Origin of the sequence: Roseovarius mucosus DSM 17069 (assembly GCF_000768555.3) — a bacterium.
Lineage (GTDB): Bacteria > Pseudomonadota > Alphaproteobacteria > Rhodobacterales > Rhodobacteraceae > Roseovarius > Roseovarius mucosus.
Genome location: NZ_KN293980.1, coordinates 21726 through 38276, shown reverse-complemented (window position 1 = coordinate 38276; position 16551 = coordinate 21726). Strand labels below are relative to the sequence as shown.

Here is a 16551-nt window from a genome sequence, read left to right as displayed (position 1 = left end):
CTCTCTCCTATTGATCAAAGGCGGTGCAGGCGCTCTCGGGCTGATCCAGCCCAAGCGTATCCAAGAGCGAGCGTTGATGCAGGAACCCCTCTTGCGGCGACACGCTCAGCATGATCCGCCCATCGGCGAGCAGGATCGGCTGGCGCAATTGGCCATTCCACGCCCGAAACGTCAGCTTTTGCCCCTTGAACGCCGCCAATTCAAACTTGTCGCTCAGCGCATAGGCGCGGATTTCGGCGGGATCGGCGCTCTTGGTGCGCGTCACCGCTTCGCCCAGCACCCGCAGCGCAAGCCAGGCGGTGTAGTCCTCGGGGCGCATGTAGCGGCCCGTCAACTCTTCGAACCGATTCTGGAACTGAGTTCCGCCCCAGGCCTCCAGCGCCGGATGCCAGGCCAAGGGCCGCAGCCCCGCCGATCCGACAATGGGCGAGGGCCGCCATGTGTGAAACGGCAGGTAGGTGGCGAAAACATCGGTTTCATCCGCCGCGATGATCACGTCATGCTCTTTCAAGTCCTGCGTTAAGACCGGCAGCTGTCGTTGCACCTGCACATGCCCGGTATCGGTGCGCCGCGCGCCGCCCGTGTCGGTGAACTCACGCTCATCCACGATTTTCGCGCCGAACTTGACGGCAGAGGCGCGGTAGGCCTCGGCCAGCGCCACGTCCTCGGGGTGGGAGCCATGGATAAGCGCCCAGCGCGGCCATTTCTTCCAGATCAGGAACTGCGCCACGGCATCGCTCTGCATCTGCCGTGAAGGGGCGATATGCAGGATATTGCCCCGACATTCGGCGCTGCGCAGCGCGGTATCCGGTGCCAAAGTGTTGAAGATCAGCGTATCCGGTACCGCCACCTCTGACATCGCCAGCAACTCTTCGGCCCGCGCCTGCACCGCAAAGAACCGCAGCCCTTCGCCCTGCAAGCGCTCGAACTCAGCCAGCGCTGTCTCGGGCGTCGCAGTCGCCTCTTGTGTCACATAGGTCTGGCCCATGAATTGACCTGTGGTCTGATTGTCCTCGGTCGCCAGTTGCGCACCGGCAAATCCCAGATCCTCAGGCCGCAGATCAAGCCGCGACACAGGCAACAGCGCCGGGTAATCCACCCGCAGCACGACGGCCTTGACCTCTTGCGCTTGGGCGGGCTGTGCGAGGGTCATAAGGCCCGCAAGAACGAGCAGGGCTAAGCGGAACATGCGCGGTCTCCGTCAATGTCATGGCGGTGGCGGGATCGCCCCATGCGGGTATCCTAGCAAAACCGACGGGTTTGTAAGGCATTTTCGCCCGGCCACGCGCCGCCGCGCGGATAGCCGCAGATGAAACGGATTATTTTATAACTATTTCAGACACTTGATATGGATCATACTTTGGTCGCACAGGCCGAGATGAAAAGGCCCGGCACCATCGGCAGCCGGGCCTTGATCCCTCCGATTCCGCCCCTCTCACGCCGGGGTGAACAATCCCGCATACTCTGCCCGCAGGATGTTCTTCTGCACCTTGCCCATGGTGTTGCGCGGCAATTCGTCGAGCACGATCAATTTCCGGGGATGCTTGAACCGCGCAAGGCTTTTGGCGGCCGCCCCGGCAATCGCCTCCAGATCAAGCGCCGCCCCCTTTTGCGGCACAAGAAACCCAACCACCGTCTCGCCGAAATCGGGATGCGGCACGCCGACAACTGCGCTTTCCAAGACACCGGGCTGCTCATCCAGCAACAACTCGATTTCCTTGGGGTAGATATTGTACCCACCCGAAATGATCAGGTCCTTGTTGCGCCCGACGATCTGCACATAGCCTTGATCGTCGATCAGCCCCAGATCGCCCGTGATGAAAAACCCATTCTCGCGCAATTCCTCGGCGGTTTTTTCGGGCATGTTCCAATAGCCCGCAAAGACATTCGGCCCCCGCACCTCGATGATGCCAATCTCGCCTTGCGGCACCTCGGAACCTGTCTGCGGATCGGTGATCTTCAGTTCCACCCCCGGCAAGGGAAAGCCGACCGTGCCCGCCCGCCGCGCGCCCTCATAGGGGTTCGAGGTGTTCATATTGGTCTCGGTCATGCCATAACGCTCGAGGATGCGATGGCCCGTGCGCTCTTCGAACGCCACATGGGTTTCCGCCAACAAAGGCGCGGAACCCGAGGTAAACAGCCGCATATGCGCCACCAGATCACGGGTAAAACGCGGATCATCCAGAAGGCGCGTGTAGAATGTCGGCACCCCCATCATCGAGGTGGCGCGCGGCAATTGCACGATCACCTGATCCTGATCGAATTTGGGCAGGAATATCATCGACCCGCCCGCCAAGAGGATGATGTTGGTCGCCACAAAGAGGCCGTGAGTGTGAAAGATCGGAAGCGCATGCAAGAGCACATCATCAGCCGTAAACCGCCAATAGTCCACCAAGACCTCGGCGTTGGAGAGCAGATTGCGCTGTGTCAGCATCGCCCCCTTGGAGCGCCCTGTCGTGCCCGAGGTATAGAGAAACGCCGCCAGGTCATCCGGCCCGCGCGCGGTGGTCTCGAAACGCTCGGGCAGATCCTTGGCCGCCTCTGGCAATGTGCCCGTGCCATCGGCGTTGAGCGTCATCAGCACCGCCCCGGCACGCTCCGCCACCCCCTGCAGTGCGCCCGCTTTCGCCTCGTCACACAACAGAACCTTGGCACCGCTATCACCCACGAAATAACCCAACTCATCGCCGGTATATCCCGTGTTGAGCGGCAGAAACACGATCCCCGCCTGCACACAGGCGGCATAGACCGCGAGCGCCTCGGGCGATTTCTCGACCTGCGCCGCCAGACGGTCGCCGGGGGCCAATCCTGCGCCGCGCAGCGCATGGGCATAGCGTGCCGTCAGACGCAGGAACGCGTCATAACTGACTACAGCGCCATCCGCCAAATGCAGGAAAGGCGCAGTTTGCCCGGCATGGCGTCCGAACAGGTTATCGTAGAGGGGATTGGCCATGGCTCTTGTCCTTCACTCTGTCTTTTTCGCGGCGGCGGCCAACGCTGTCACCTCGGCAGAGGCGGCAATCGCGCCTGCCCCTGCAAATCGCTCGTGGTTCTGCGAAATCTGCGTGCGGTCGTAAAGGTAATTCACCATCACCCCGCCTGATTGTTTTTGACCATTGGGCGACAGGTCTGCACCGGCATGAATGGCGTGCACCGAGGCGCCGTTGCCCAGATGGAACCGCGCGACCGGATCATAGGGACCGCCGTCCGGGCGCTTGGCCTTGAGCAGATAGTGGGCCGTCACGGCGCGGCGGGTCTCTGCCTCTTCGGGCAGCACGGCACGGGTCTCGCTCAACCAGCGGGTCAACCCCGGAATCGGCGACAACGTGACAAAGGTCTTAAGCCCCGGCAGTTCCTGCGAAAGGTCCGCCACCACCTGCTTGATCAGCGAGTTGCCAAAGGAAATTCCCGCCAGCCCGGACTGACAGTTGGAAATTGAATAGAACACCGCCGTATCCGCCTCATGCGCGCCAATCACGGCCCGCTCTTCGGACAACACGTCATGAATCGCCCCCGGAATCCCCTCGCTCAGCGCCACCTCAACAAAAATCAGCGGCTCGTCTGGCATGGCAGGGTGGAAAAACCCGAAACAGCGGCGGTCTTTGGGTGCGAGCCGCCGACGCAGGTCGTCCCAGCTGTCAATGGCATGCACCGCCTCATACGCAATGATCTTTTCCAGCACATCGGCGGGCGATGACCAATTGATCGGGCGCAGCACCAGAAAACCGCGATTGAACCATGAGGCGAACAGATGTTTGAGGTCCAAGTCAACCACGGCCAGCGCCGGGTTGTCCCGCGCCAACCGCAAGAGATCGGCCCGCATCGCCACAAGCTGCGCCGTGGCCCCCGGCACCTGATTGAGGCGGCGCGCCAATTCCTGCCTTGGTGGCTCCGCTGCTGACATGAAGGCGCGATAGCTGTCCCGGTCCGGCCCTGCCTCAAATGCGTCCAGCGCGTTGCGCACGCTCTCGGGATCTACGCCCATGCCGTCGGTCAGAAACCTGAAAAAGCTCAGCTTCTCATCACCTTCCATCCCGGCATAACGATCCAGGATGAGCCGCGCCAGCGCCATTCCCGACACCTCGCCAGAACTACCCAGGAGGTCACGACACAGGTTCTCGATGCTACGGTTCTTGTGATCCGGCTCTGACGCGCCGCGATAGCGCCGCTCGAACACGGTCGCCAGCAGATCGGCCAGAACGCTCATCGTGTTGCTCCCATCACCGCATCCGGCAGCCACGTCGCCAGACCGGGAAAGAGACACAAGAGAACAATCGCCAACACCATGCAGCCCACATAGGGCAAAGAGCCATAGAGGATGGTCTTGAGCTTGATATCCGGCGCGATGGAGTTGATCACATAGAGGTTGAGGCCCACAGGCGGCGAAATCAGCCCGATTTCCATGTTGATCGTCAGCACTACGGCAAACCAGATCGGATCAAATCCCGCCGTCGTGATGATCGGCAACAAGATCGGTGCCGCCATCAGGATAACCGCCACAGGCGGCAGGAAAAAGCCAGCGACGAGAAGGAACACATTGACCGCTCCCATCAACACCCAACGGTTCACATCCAGCGTGCCGATCCATTCGGCGATGGATTGCGTGATAAAGAGCGACGACAGCATATAGGAGAAGACCCCAGCCGCCGCGATGATGAAGAGGATCATCACGCTCTCGCGCGTGCTGTCGCGCAGCACCACCCAGAGAGCCACAGGCGACCACAGTTTGTAGATCACCATCGCAATCACGAGGCACAAGAGCGCGCCCACTGCCGCCGTTTCGGATGGCGTGGCGATCCCGCCATACATTGCATAGAGCACACCAAGGATGATGAAGAGAAACGGCAGGACGCGTGGCAGGATCTCGATCCGCTCGCGCCAGCTATAGCTGCGCCCCGTGAGCAGGTTGATATCCCCCGAGCGCCATGTGGAATAGAGTGACCACGCCATAAAGAGACCCACCAGCATCAGGCCCGGAATAACCCCGGCCAGAAACAGCCGCCCAATCGAGGTCTCGGTGGCGATACCGTAGACAATCATCGTCACCGAGGGCGGGATGAGAATCCCCAAGGTGCCCCCCGCCGCGATAGAGCCTGCGGCAACCGCATCGGGGTAGCCACGCTTACGCATCTCGGGGATGCCCATCTTGCCAATCGCGGCGCAGGTGGCGGGGCTTGACCCCGACATTGCCGAGAAAAGTGCGCAAGCTCCGAGGTTCGAGATCACCAAGCCGCCGGGCACGCGCGTCAGCCACCGCTCCAGCGCCTCGTAAAGGTCAGCACCCGCACGCGTCGAGGCAATAGAGGCCCCCATGATGATGAACATCGGGATCGACAGAAGGGCGAAATTGTCGAGCTTGCCAAAAAAGATTTCCGGCATGAGTTCAAGCGAGCGCATCCCGTCGAACACGATCAGGAACCCGCCCGAGACGATCAGCAGACCCAAGGCAACAGATACCCCGGAGAACAACACCATGATGGTCGCGACCGCGACAATCAGGCCAAGCAAAAGCGGGTCCATCAGACATCCTCCAGCCCAAAGGGCGCATCAATGTTCAAGAGCAGCGCCACGAGATCGGCAACCAGTTGCAAGAGAAAGAGGCCAAGGCCCACGGGGATGGCAAGATAGGGGATCCACAGATCAATTGCCCAAACCGTGTCCGAGGTCCAACCGCGTGCCCAGGCGACATGCCAGAACTCAAAGCCGTACCAGAGCATGACTGCGACAATCGCGATGGACAGCGTAAGCGTCACCACTGCCAACCCTTTGCGCGCACGGCGAGGCACAGCCAGAGGGATGAGGTCCACGTTCACATGCCCCCGCAACCGCTGGACATACGACAGGCCCAGAAGCGTGGCCGCTATCATCAGATAAACCACTGCCTCCGTCTGCCAAACGGTCGTGCCGTTCAGTACGAACCGCACCCAAATCATCTGGCAGGTGATGACCACAGAGGCAACGATCATCGCCGCCGAGATCCACCCCGCCAGTGTAGAGAGCGCGGCAACCGCACGCAGAAAAGGGTTTTGTCCGGTGCGCGCAACGGCACCCGATGCATGGCCAGCCATGGTCTACCTCATGTCAGGGGGGGAGGGCATGTAAGCGGCTGCCGCGCGCGACCTGCGCGGCAGCCCGAGGGGATCACTCGACGGCAAACGCCATGTCAAGCAGCGCCTGTCCGTCCGGCACGCTTTCAACGAATGCCTTATAGGAGGTTTCCTGCGCCAATGCGCGCCATGCGTCGAAATCCGCTTCGGTCATCTCTGCGATCTCGACACCAGCGTTGCGGAACACCTCGACCGACGCGGCATCCTCTTTCTTAGCCTCTTCCAGATAGAAGGCTTCGGCTTTTTCCGCCGCAGTCAGCAGAGCCGCTTGTTGCTCGGCACTCAACCCGTCAAAGGTAGATTTGTTCATCAAGAGCGGTTGATACATGAACCACAGCGCCACATCGCCGGCAGGGGTATAGCACTTCACCTGCTCGTAGATACGGAAAGACACGAAAGAAGAGGATGAGGTGTTGACCGCATCCAAAACGCCGGTCTGCATGGCGTTGTAAATCTCGGACGAGGCCATCGACGCAATGGACGCGCCTGCGCCGGCCAGCATTTGCTCAAACGCCTTGCCCGCGGCGCGGGTCTGCATACCTGCCACATCCTCGGGCTTGGTGATGCATTTGTCGGTGCTTGCAAAGCCACCAGCCAAATAGCCATGGACCAGAACCATCACGTCATCTTCGGCCATCTTGGCCTCGATCGCCTCCATAAAGGGGCTGTCGGACAGGCGCGCTGCGTGGTCATGGTTTTTGACGAGACCAGGCATCAGCGTAAGGTTATAGGCAGGCTGTTGCCCCCCGGCATAGCTGAGCGGCAGCACGGTCATGTCAAGCTGACCCCGGCTGAGCGGTGTGTATTGCTCGCGGGCCTTGAATAGCGATTGCGATCCGAAAATCTTGATGTCGAGATCGACACCGGCAGCGGCCACCTCATCAGCCACGATCTGCGCCACCTTGTGCCGCACATCGCTGTTGGACCACTGATGCGACAGGCGCAGTTCGGTGGCAAAGGCTGCGCTGCTCAGCAGCATCATCCCGGCAGCAGCAGCCGCCGTGAAAGTCATCTTGTTCATATCTTCCTCCCATTCTGCCCGAACGTGTGGCCCGGACCGTGCGACGAGTGTTTGGTGTTTTGAATTCAGAGTCAAGATTTTTGTATACAAGATTTTCCCACTTGCGCACAAACCCTGCCCTCGCTACGATTTTTTCATGGAGATACGCCGCGCAGACATGATCGCCGATACACTGGAAGAGCTGGTCTTTACTGGCGATTTCAGCGATGGCGACCGGCTGGATGAAATCCGCCTCGCCAGGCAATTCAATGTCTCGCGCACTCCGATTCGTGAGGCATTGCAACGGCTTGTGGCCTCTGGCCTGGCGGTGCAAATCCCCCGCCGCGGGGTTTTCATCCGCCAGCCTGGCCTTGTCGAACTGATGGAAATGTTCGAGACCATGGCCGAAATCGAGGGAGTTTGCGGCCGCCTCGCCGCGCATCGCATCTCGGAAGAGGCTCTCGCCGATCTCGACACCGCCAACGCCCGCTGCACGGAGGCCATCGCGGCAGACGATGCCGACGGATACTACCGCGAGAACGAGCGGTTTCACCACATGATCTATCGTCACGCGGGCAACGGCTTTCTCGAACAAGAGGCGCTGCGCCTGCACCGCCGCCTGAAACCGTTTCGCCGGATGCAGTTGCGCCTGCGCGGGCGCATGGCGCAATCCATGGCCGAACACGAGGCCGTCGTCGCCGCGCTGCGCGCCGGAGAGGCAGAGCGCGCCGCCGAGGTGTTGCGCGGTCATGTCGCCATTCAAGGCGAGAAATTCCATCTCCTGATGGCAAGCCTCCGCCGCGCTGCGGAATGATATCACCCCCGCTGGACAGCGCCCGCGCGCGCCATTAGGTAAGCGCAATGGCCAAGGCAAAGGAAAATCCGAATTACAAGGTGATCGCCGAGAACCGGCGTGCGCGGTATGATTATGCAATCGAGGACGATCTCGAATGTGGCATCATCCTCGAAGGCTCCGAGGTGAAATCGCTGCGCGTCAACAGTGCCAATATCGCCGAGAGCTATGCCATGGTCGAGATTGGCGAACTCTGGCTCGTCAATTCCTACATCGCGCCTTATGAGCAGGCCAAGACCTTTGGCCACGAGGAAAAACGGCGGCGCAAACTGCTTGTGTCCAAAAAAGAGCTCTCCCGCCTCTGGAGCGAGACCCAGCGCAAGGGCATGACGCTGGTGCCCCTCGTGCTCTATTTCAACCATCGCGGCATCGCCAAGCTCAAGATTGGCATCGCCAAGGGCAAGAAGAACCACGACAAGCGCGAAACCGAGGCCAAGCGCGATTGGGCCCGGCAGAAACAGCGCCTGCTCAAGGATCACGGCTAGGGCAAGGGAGCGGCGGATGGAATTGCTGATCGCCCTTCTGACCGGCGCCACGGCGGCGATGATCGCCGCGTCAATTTGGCTCTCGCCGCGTCTGGGATGGCTCATTCATGCGGGCCTGGGCGCGCTCGGTGGCGCTGTTGGCACCTATCTCCTGAACATCGTCCCGGCCACAGGCGGTGACGTGGCCTATCTGATCCGGCTTGTCGCCGTCGCCGCCGCGAGCGGCACCGTCACACTTTGGGCCATTGGGGCCATCGCCCGCCTGTTGCGCAGATGACCGCACTTATGCTGCGCGGTCTTGCCCTTTTGCCCCTCAGACTGTAGGCAGAAATCGTTTGAACCGGGGGGCAAATGGCCATGGACGATCCTAAAACGCTTGTTTCCACCGACTGGCTGGCGGCACATTTCAAGGACCCAGACCTGCGTATTCTCGACGGCACCATGTTCATGGCCTCTGAGGGGCGCAGTGGGCAAGCGGAATACGACGCGGCGCATATCCCCGGCGCACGTTTTTTTGACATTGACGACATCAGCGATGCACGCTCGGACTTGCCCCACATGGCCCCGCCCGTCGAGAAATTCATGTCGAAACTGCGCGCCATGGGCGTAGGTGACGGGCATCAGGTTGTGGTCTACGACGCCAAGGGGCTGTTTTCCGCGGCCCGCGTCTGGTGGCTGTTCCGCCTGATGGGTCAGGACAATATCGCCGTGCTCGATGGCGGTTTTCCGAAATGGCAGGCCGAAGGTCGCCCGATCGAGGATATGCCGCCCATCATTCGCGACCGCCACATGACCGTGCGGCGCCAGAACCAGATGGTCAAGGACGTGACCCAGGTCGCTGCCGCAGCCAAGCTGGGCGACTACGAAATTCTCGATGCCCGCTCTGCCGCCCGCTTTCGCGGCGATGCGCCCGAGCCTCGATCCGGCCTGCGCGCCGGCCACATCCCCGGCTCCAAGAACGTGCCCTACACGGACCTCTTGAACGCCGACATGACCATGAAAGGGCCGGACGCTCTGCGCGCCGTCTTTGCCACCGCCGGGGTGGATATGACCAAGCCGGTCATCACCTCCTGCGGCTCTGGCGTGACCGCCGCCATCATCAATCTGGCGCTGGAGCGGATCGGCAAGACCGACCATGCGCTGTATGACGGGTCCTGGACCGAATGGGGCGCGTTCCCCACCCTGCCTGTCGCCACTGGAGAAGCCTGATGTTTGACGCACTGAAAGAAAAACCCGCCGACAAGATTCTGGCCCTCGGTCAGGCGTTCCGCGAGGACCCGCGCGAGACCAAGATCGACCTTGGAGTCGGCGTCTACAAAACTCCCGAGGGCGTGACCCCGGTCATGCGCGCGGTCAAGTCCGCCGAGAAACAGCTTTGGGAGTCCGAGACCACCAAGGCCTATACCGCCCTCGCCGGGGATCCGGCCTTTGCAGACGCGATGATTGCGCTCGTTCTGGGTGATGCGGTCGCGCGCGATCAGGTTTCTGCCATTGCCACGCCGGGCGGTACCGGTGCCGTGCGTCAGGCCTTTGATCTCATCAAGATGGCCAGCCCCGGTGCCCGCGTCTTTGTCTCTGATCCGACATGGCCGAACCACCTGAGCATTCTGGCACATATGGGCATCGAGGTGGTGATGTATCGCTACTTCGACCCTGAAACCGTGGGCGTCGATTTCACCGGCATGATGGCCGATCTCGACGGTCTGCGCGCGGGCGATGTGGTGCTCTTGCACGGCTGCTGTCACAACCCGACCGGCGCCAATCTCAACATGACCGAGTGGCGGGCCGTGGTGGATCTGCTCAATGCGCGCGGCGCGCTGCCAATGATCGACATCGCCTATCAGGGTTTCGGTGACGGTCTCGAGGCGGATGCCGCCGCAGTGCGGTTCGTGGCGGAAAACTGCCCCGAGATGCTGATTGCGGCCAGCTGCTCCAAGAATTTCGGCATCTACCGCGAGCGCACCGGAATTCTGATGGCCGTGGCGCAGGACCGCGCCTTGCAGAAAGTTACCCAAGGCAATCTCGCCTATCTGAACCGCCAGAACTATTCCTTCCCGCCCGATCACGGCGCGCGACTGGTGACAATGGTGCTGACCGATCCCGCCCTGCGTGCCGACTGGCAGTCAGAGCTTGAGGAGGTGCGCCTTGGCATGCTCAAGCTGCGCGAATCCCTTGCGGCAGAGTTGCAGCGCCTCTCAGGTTCGGACCGCTTCGGCTTTATCGCACAGCATCGTGGAATGTTCTCGCGCCTCGGGGCCACCCCCGAACAGGTCGAGCGCCTGCGCGCCGATCACGCGATCTACATGATCGGCGACAGCCGGATCAATATCGCGGGGCTCAACGCGAAGACAGTGCCGATCTTGGCCAAGGCGATGATCGAGGTGGGCGTCTAGGGCGCCCCCTCCACCCAAAGTCGCATAGCGCCCCACCCCGACGCGGCATAACATCGCCGCATGAAACGGGCACTTTTCCTCTGGCTACTGGCCGGGTTGCTGTCGGCCTCCGCCGCCACGGCGCAGGGGCTTGTGCCGTTGCGCGATGGGGCGCGCGTCGCCTTTCTCGGGATCACCTTCATCGACACATCGACCGAAGGGGCCTACAACCCTGTGCGTTCCGATGAGACCGCGCGACTGGCGCTTGTGCGCGATTATGTCGAGGCCCGCTTTGCCGAAGATGGGTTTACCATCGTCGATCTTGCGCCAATTTCCACTGAGCTTGCCAGCGTGACCAACCCTGCCGATTGTTACGGCTGCGAAACCCGCCTCGCCGCGCGGCTGGATGCCGATTACGTGCTGGTGGGAGAGGTGCAAAAGGTTTCGAACCTGATCCTGTCGATGAACCTCGTGCTGCGCGCCGTGCCAGACGGCGAGGTGGTGCGCGCCCGCGCGGTCGATATCCGCTCAAACACCGATGACTCCTGGCTGCGCGGCATGCGCTATATCTTCAAGACCCATATTTTTGCGGAGGGATGACATGAAACATCTGGCCCCGGCCCTTGCGGCCCTGCTGCTTTCTGGCCCCGCACTGGCGCAGTCCGCTTGGCCCGACATTCAGACCGCTCTCTATGGCGACGCGCCCCTCCTCGCGCAAAGCGCGCATGTCACGCTTGATGCGCCCTACCGCGCCACCGATGATGCGCGCACCGTGTTGGGCGGGCACGTCGTTGCGCCACCGGGGCAAAAGATCACCTCAGTAACGCTTGTGATCGACGAAAACCCGGCGCCCGTGGCCGCCGAATTCCAATTGACCGCCCCACAAGCCGAATTTGCCTTTTCCCTCACGACCCGGCTCAACGGGCAAACGCCGCTACACCTCGTGGCCCTCACCGATACCGGCGAGCGGCACATGGCTGAGGCGTTTCTCAAGACTTCGGGCCAAGGCGCCTGCGCCGCACCGCCTGGCACTGATCCCATCGCGGCTCTTGCCACATTGGGCGAAATGGAACTGGCCTTTTTGCCCGACCTCACCGCCGCCAGCAAGAGCGTGAACACGCGCCTTGCCACCCTCGCCGGCAAGGTTCGTGCGCTTGACGTGGACATCAGCCATCCCAGCCATTCCGGGTTGGCAATGGACCAGATCACGCTGCTTTTCACGCCGATGCGCGTGGTGGATACGATCGCGATCACACTCGACGACCGGCCCTATCTCACCATGACGGGAAGCATCTCCCTCTCTGAGAACCCGCGTTTGCGGGTTTCGATACCGACAGGCACCACGACAGCAGAGGTTGGCCTGCGCGATACCGACGGAACCGAGACCAGCGCCCGCACCAGCCTTGCGGCGTATTGAGAAGACGGCAGGATAGTGGAAATCGGGCCTTGAGCTGACGTCGTCCCCAACCATCAAAGCGCGGGCCCAAGGCGCAGCATGCATCGCGCGGTTCACCATGTGCGAGCAACGTCGCTCAACGCCAATCGCGACAGCCTACGTCCCCGGCTCGCCTGCCCGGGCCTCGATCTTTTCCAGAGGATGGTCTTCAAAATCCCAGCCATCGGTGCCTTCTGGGAACCAGTAAACTTCGGAGTATCCCATCTCCAGCGCCCGCTTGGCCGCGTTCCACGACATCCAGCAGTCCGCCAGACAGAAGAACAGTACCGGATGGTTCGGATCGCCCCCCGTCACCTCTGCCAGCCCCTCCCGCAGATAGGTCTCCGTTTCGGGTGCAATCCGCTCGTATCCGGTATTTGGCAACCAGATGGCACCTGGAATGGACAGCCGCGGCTTGTCGCGCCAGAGCGTGCCCGCTGGCAGGTTCGCAGGCTTGGGCGGGCGCGGGAGCACGTCGACAAAAGCCACCTCTCCCCCCTGCCAGAGGTCATGCGCAGCGCCGGCATCGACCACAACTGCCCCCGCCAATGTCTTGGGCACCGGCGCGCGGTAGGGCTCGCCGCGATAGCCCTCGGGCTCTGCCACGCCCTGCGCCGCCACCGGTCCAGTCAGCAGCATCAGCACGGCCAGAGCTGCGCGGATCATTGCAAGAGCACCTTGGCCTCTGTGCCCATGTCATTGAGCAGCGGCACCCCTGCCTCGACCAGGATTGCGTCAATCCCCGCCTGATTGCGCCGAATGAGCGAATTCAGCTGTCGCTTCCACTGATCCTCGCCCAGACGCACCCCCATGGTGATCCGGTAGAACATCTTGGGCGCACCCGCTTCCTGCATCAGCGGCACCACCTTCAAACTGGGATGCTCCCGCTTGACCAACGGGCCACCGATTGGCCCCCAGAGCACGGCGGCGTCAATCTCTCCGGCCTCAAGATCCCGCAGCATATCCTGCGCGGGCGACTGCACGCGTCGATCCACGAACAGAGGATAGGCGCGCGCCTTGGCCATCAGCCCGTTGCGCGCCATATGCGTGCCCGGCGGACTACCCGCGATGATTCCCACCACCTTGCCTTTGAGGCGCGGATCCGCCAGCGTCACCACATCCGACAAATCCCCCGCCTGCGGCAGGATGAGCGTATAGGCCGAGACCATGTAATGATTGGTGTTTTGCACCAGCTCATGCCCCTGCGCAAAACCGATGATTACGTCACACCGCTTTTCGCCCAAGGTCCGGCGCACGAAACCCGTCGCCATCGGAAACCAAGTATATTCAACCGGTCGCTCCAACGCAGCGGCCAGAAGATCGGCGATCTTGTTCTCGAACCCGGTTTCCGCCTCGGTCGACATCGGATCATTGGCCGGATCGGCACAGACCCGCAGCGCCGATTGCGAAACCAACTCCGCCATCTGCGCGCCCGCAGCCCCTGGCAACAGAGCCGCGATAAACGCCAGTGCCTTAACCCATGCAGGCATCTTCATCCGCCTGTATACCCTCTGACTTGGCCTCTTTCTTGGCCGGGCGGCCACGCTCGACCACACCCAGACCGCGCGCCTTGAGATAGACGTAGATGTCATCGAGGTAGCACATCACATTTGGATTGGTGCCAAAGGACGGCATTACCGAATTTTCCGACGCATTCACCTTTTGCCGCCCCTCGGCCACGACCCCGTAAAAGTCGTAGTAATCCATCTTCACAGCCGAATTCTTGAGCGCCGGCGCGTAGGTCGAGCCTTCGCCATCCGGGCCGTGACAGACATGGCATTCCGCGTGATAGCGCCGAAACCCGGAGAATGTACGCCAATCCACCGTGCCATCCTCGGCCACGTTAAAGGTCGGAATATCATCGGCGGTGAAATAGCGCCCCTCCTGTTCGTAGGAGGCGGCGAACTTTGGATCATCGGGCGACGGGGCCTCTTCGCCGAGGACCGGTAGCGCAACAAGCGCCAGAGATGCGGCCAGACCGGCGGACAAGAGGCGGCGGGACGTCAACATTCGTAGCTCCTTCTGGGTTCTTAGGTTCGGCGGCGCGGCACATCTAGGTGCCGCGCCGCCAGTCAGTTGGTCGGATTCGCGATCAATCCGGCAGTTTGAAGACAGTGAGTTGACCACCAAGTGCAGTATAGTCGCTCAGCGCCGCATAGCCGCCCACGGCCCCCAGGCCGGCATTCGGATCGGTCAGACCAGCCGCAAGGCCAATCCCGGCCCAGCCGCCGATACCCGACAGGATACCGACATATTGCTTGCCACCATGCTCATAGGTCATCACGTTGCCGATGATACCCGATGGCGTCTTGAAGCTGTAAAGCTCGTCGCCGGTCGAGGCATCAATCGCCTTGAGATAGCCCTCAAGCGTGCCATAGAACACCACATCGCCCGCCGTGGCCAGAGCACCTGACCAGACCGAGAACTGCTCGGGGATCGACCACTTGATCTTGCCCTCGATATTGTCCCAAGCGATGAAATTGCCCATGCCGCCATGGCTGCCCGGTGCGGGATACATCGCCAGCGTGGCACCCACATAGGGCTGACCGGCGGTATAGCTCACACGGAACGGTTCGTAATCCATGCAGACGTGGTTGGTGGGGATATAGAACAGCCCGGTCTTGGGGCTGAATGCCGAGGGCTGTTGGTCTTTGGTGCCAAGTGCCGCCGGGCAGATACCGGTCGAGTTCACATCCTCGCCATTCTGCTCGGTCGAATACTGCGCCACCACAGCCGGGCGGCCGTAGGTCTCGGAGGCCGGGTCCATATCCACGCCCGTGGTCCAGTTCACCGCCGGGTCAAACTTCTCGGCCACCAGCAATTCGCCGGTCTCGCGGTCCAGCGTATAGGCCAGACCGTTGCGGTCCGGGTGGGTCAAGAGCTTGCGCATCTGACCGTTCACCTCTTGATCCGTCAGGATCATCTCGTTGACGCCGTCATAATCCCACTCGTCATGCGGGGTCATCTGATAGAGCCATTTGGCCATCCCGTCATCGGGATCACGCGCCATGATGGTCATGGACCAGCGGTTGTCGCCGGGACGCTGCGCCGGGTTCCAGGTCGAGGGGTTGCCGGTGCCGTAATAGAAGAGGTCAAGCTCCGGGTCATAGGAATACCAGCCCCAGGTTGCGCCACCGCCGATCTTCCACTGATCGCCTTCCCAAGTGTTGGTGCCCGAATCCGGCCCCACCGGCTTGCCCAGATGGGTGGTGTTCTCCGGGTCGATCAGCGTGTCGCTGTCTGGCCCCATCGAATAGGCTCGCCAGACAAGTTCGCCAGTATTCATGTCATAGGCGGTTGTATGGCCGCGCACACCGAATTCACCACCCGAGATGCCAACGATCACCTTGTCCTTGACCGGCAGCACCGTCGCGGTGTTGGTCTCGCCAATCGAGGGGTCGCCATTCACGGCCGTCCACTTAACCTCGCCGGTCTTTGCATCCAATGCCACCACGGTGGTATCCGCCTGATGCAAGAAAATCTTGCCGTCGGCATAGGCCACGCCTCGGTTGACCGTATCGCAGCACATGACAGGGATCACGTTGGGGTCCTGCTTGGGCTCGTATTTCCAGATGATCTTGCCGTTGTCGTTCAGGTCGAGCGCATAAACGATGTTCGGAAACGGCGTGTGGACATACATGATGTCGCCGATCACCAACGGCGAGCCTTCATGCCCGCGCAAAACGCCGGTCGAGAATGTCCAGGCGACCTGCAACTTGCCCACGTTGTCCTTGTTGATCTGCTCCAACTCGGAATAGCGTGTGTTGGCGTAGTCGCCAGTCTGGATCGCCCATTGCGTTGGATCGTCAATCAGCGCTTGAAGATCGCTGTTGGCCGTGGCCATGCCGGATGCGCCGACAAAGAACGCCGCCGACATCAAGAGTGATTTCTTCATTTTCTCCTCCCTGGATGAAACTTTGTCGTCTGTCTGTTGCCCCGCACCGCCCTCCTCTGCGATGGAACCGGGGCACATTTCTTGGGTTGCAGCCCCTCTTCGGGGCCGCGCTTAGTAAACCACCACGCTGCGGATGCTTTCGCCGGCGTGCATGAGGTCGAAGCCCTTGTTGATGTCCTCGAGCGGCATGGTGTGGGTGATCATCGGGTCGATCTCGATCTTGCCCTGCATGTACCAGTCGACGATTTTCGGCACATCGGTGCGCCCGCGCGCGCCGCCGAATGCCGTGCCGCGCCAGGACCGCCCCGTGACCAGCTGGAACGGCCGCGTGCTGATCTCGGCCCCCGCAGGCGCCACGCCGATGATGATGCTCTCGCCCCAGCCCTTGTGCGCCGCCTCAAGCG

The 16551-nt window shown here is 61.6% G+C and carries 17 protein-coding genes and 1 pseudogene; 7 read left to right on the top strand and 11 right to left on the bottom strand.

Annotated elements, in window-relative coordinates:
* Positions 1–7: 7 nt before the first annotated feature.
* From ROSMUC_RS11315 to dctP, 6 genes are all read right to left on the bottom strand, one after another.
* Positions 8–1189 (bottom strand): ABC transporter substrate-binding protein, encoded by a 1182-nt coding sequence (locus tag ROSMUC_RS11315; protein ID WP_037273120.1) that lies wholly within the window; start codon positions 1187–1189, stop codon positions 8–10.
* A 246-nt stretch (positions 1190–1435) separates the two neighbouring features.
* Entirely contained in the window at positions 1436–2953 is a 1518-nt protein-coding gene (locus ROSMUC_RS11310) for a malonate--CoA ligase (RefSeq protein WP_037273119.1), read from the bottom strand.
* 12 nt (positions 2954–2965) lie between these two features.
* Positions 2966–4207 (bottom strand): malonyl-CoA decarboxylase, encoded by a 1242-nt coding sequence (locus ROSMUC_RS11305; RefSeq protein ID WP_037273117.1) that lies wholly within the window; start codon positions 4205–4207, stop codon positions 2966–2968.
* Positions 4204–5520: a TRAP transporter large permease gene (locus tag ROSMUC_RS11300; protein WP_037273115.1), complete on the bottom strand. Its 1317-nt coding sequence runs from the start codon at positions 5518–5520 to the stop codon at positions 4204–4206. Before ROSMUC_RS11300 ends, ROSMUC_RS11305 begins: the two co-directional genes overlap by 4 nt.
* Positions 5520–6068, bottom strand: coding sequence for a TRAP transporter small permease (locus ROSMUC_RS11295; protein ID WP_037273113.1), 549 nt, complete (start codon positions 6066–6068; stop codon positions 5520–5522). The genes ROSMUC_RS11300 and ROSMUC_RS11295 overlap by 1 nt, the downstream gene beginning before the upstream one ends.
* 73 nt (positions 6069–6141) lie before the next feature.
* Positions 6142–7128 carry a TRAP transporter substrate-binding protein DctP gene (dctP, locus tag ROSMUC_RS11290; protein WP_037273111.1) on the bottom strand — a complete coding sequence of 329 codons (987 nt, stop codon included), beginning with the start codon at positions 7126–7128 and terminating at the stop codon, positions 6142–6144.
* Between the two features lie 136 nt (positions 7129–7264).
* Between dctP and ROSMUC_RS11285 the strand changes: the two genes are divergently transcribed.
* The 7 genes from ROSMUC_RS11285 to ROSMUC_RS11255 all read left to right on the top strand — a co-directional run bounded on the left by ROSMUC_RS11285 (position 7265) and on the right by ROSMUC_RS11255 (position 12234).
* On the top strand, positions 7265–7921 hold the full coding sequence (locus tag ROSMUC_RS11285; protein WP_037273109.1) for a GntR family transcriptional regulator: 657 nt from the start codon (positions 7265–7267) through the stop codon (positions 7919–7921).
* Positions 7922–7968: 47 nt separating this feature from the next.
* Positions 7969–8445, top strand: a complete 477-nt coding sequence (smpB, locus tag ROSMUC_RS11280; protein ID WP_037273107.1) for an SsrA-binding protein SmpB — start codon at positions 7969–7971, stop codon at positions 8443–8445.
* 16 nt (positions 8446–8461) lie between these two features.
* Positions 8462–8722, top strand: a complete 261-nt coding sequence (locus tag ROSMUC_RS11275) for a hypothetical protein (protein ID WP_037273105.1) — start codon at positions 8462–8464, stop codon at positions 8720–8722.
* Between the two features lie 80 nt (positions 8723–8802).
* Complete coding sequence (gene sseA, locus ROSMUC_RS11270) at positions 8803–9654, top strand: 3-mercaptopyruvate sulfurtransferase (RefSeq protein ID WP_037273989.1); 852 nt, start codon at positions 8803–8805, stop codon at positions 9652–9654.
* A complete protein-coding gene (locus ROSMUC_RS11265; RefSeq protein WP_037273103.1) occupies positions 9654–10838 on the top strand; it encodes an amino acid aminotransferase in 1185 nt (394 codons plus the stop codon). The genes sseA and ROSMUC_RS11265 overlap by 1 nt, the downstream gene beginning before the upstream one ends.
* 60 nt (positions 10839–10898) lie before the next feature.
* Entirely contained in the window at positions 10899–11417 is a 519-nt protein-coding gene (locus ROSMUC_RS11260; protein ID WP_037273101.1) for a DUF3280 domain-containing protein, read from the top strand.
* A gap of 1 nt (position 11418) precedes the next feature.
* Entirely contained in the window at positions 11419–12234 is an 816-nt protein-coding gene (locus tag ROSMUC_RS11255; RefSeq protein ID WP_037273099.1) for a quinoprotein dehydrogenase-associated SoxYZ-like carrier, read from the top strand.
* 135 nt (positions 12235–12369) lie between these two features.
* Here ROSMUC_RS11255 and ROSMUC_RS11250 read toward each other — a convergent pair whose 3' ends face one another.
* From ROSMUC_RS11250 to ROSMUC_RS21345, 5 genes and pseudogenes are all read right to left on the bottom strand, one after another.
* The gene (locus ROSMUC_RS11250; RefSeq protein ID WP_037273097.1) at positions 12370–12918 is read right to left on the bottom strand and encodes a PQQ-dependent catabolism-associated CXXCW motif protein; all 549 of its coding nucleotides are present in this window, start codon (positions 12916–12918) and stop codon (positions 12370–12372) included.
* On the bottom strand, positions 12915–13742 hold the full coding sequence (locus ROSMUC_RS11245; protein WP_037273095.1) for a substrate-binding domain-containing protein: 828 nt from the start codon (positions 13740–13742) through the stop codon (positions 12915–12917). The genes ROSMUC_RS11250 and ROSMUC_RS11245 overlap by 4 nt, the downstream gene beginning before the upstream one ends.
* Positions 13726–14262, bottom strand: a complete 537-nt coding sequence (locus tag ROSMUC_RS11240; RefSeq protein WP_037273093.1) for a c-type cytochrome, methanol metabolism-related — start codon at positions 14260–14262, stop codon at positions 13726–13728. The genes ROSMUC_RS11245 and ROSMUC_RS11240 overlap by 17 nt, the downstream gene beginning before the upstream one ends.
* An 82-nt stretch (positions 14263–14344) precedes the next feature.
* Positions 14345–16147 carry a lanthanide-dependent methanol dehydrogenase XoxF5 gene (xoxF5, locus tag ROSMUC_RS11235; RefSeq protein WP_037273091.1) on the bottom strand — a complete coding sequence of 601 codons (1803 nt, stop codon included), beginning with the start codon at positions 16145–16147 and terminating at the stop codon, positions 14345–14347.
* Positions 16148–16258: 111 nt separating this feature from the next.
* Positions 16259–16551: pseudogene (locus ROSMUC_RS21345) on the bottom strand (S-(hydroxymethyl)glutathione dehydrogenase); the annotation flags it as partial.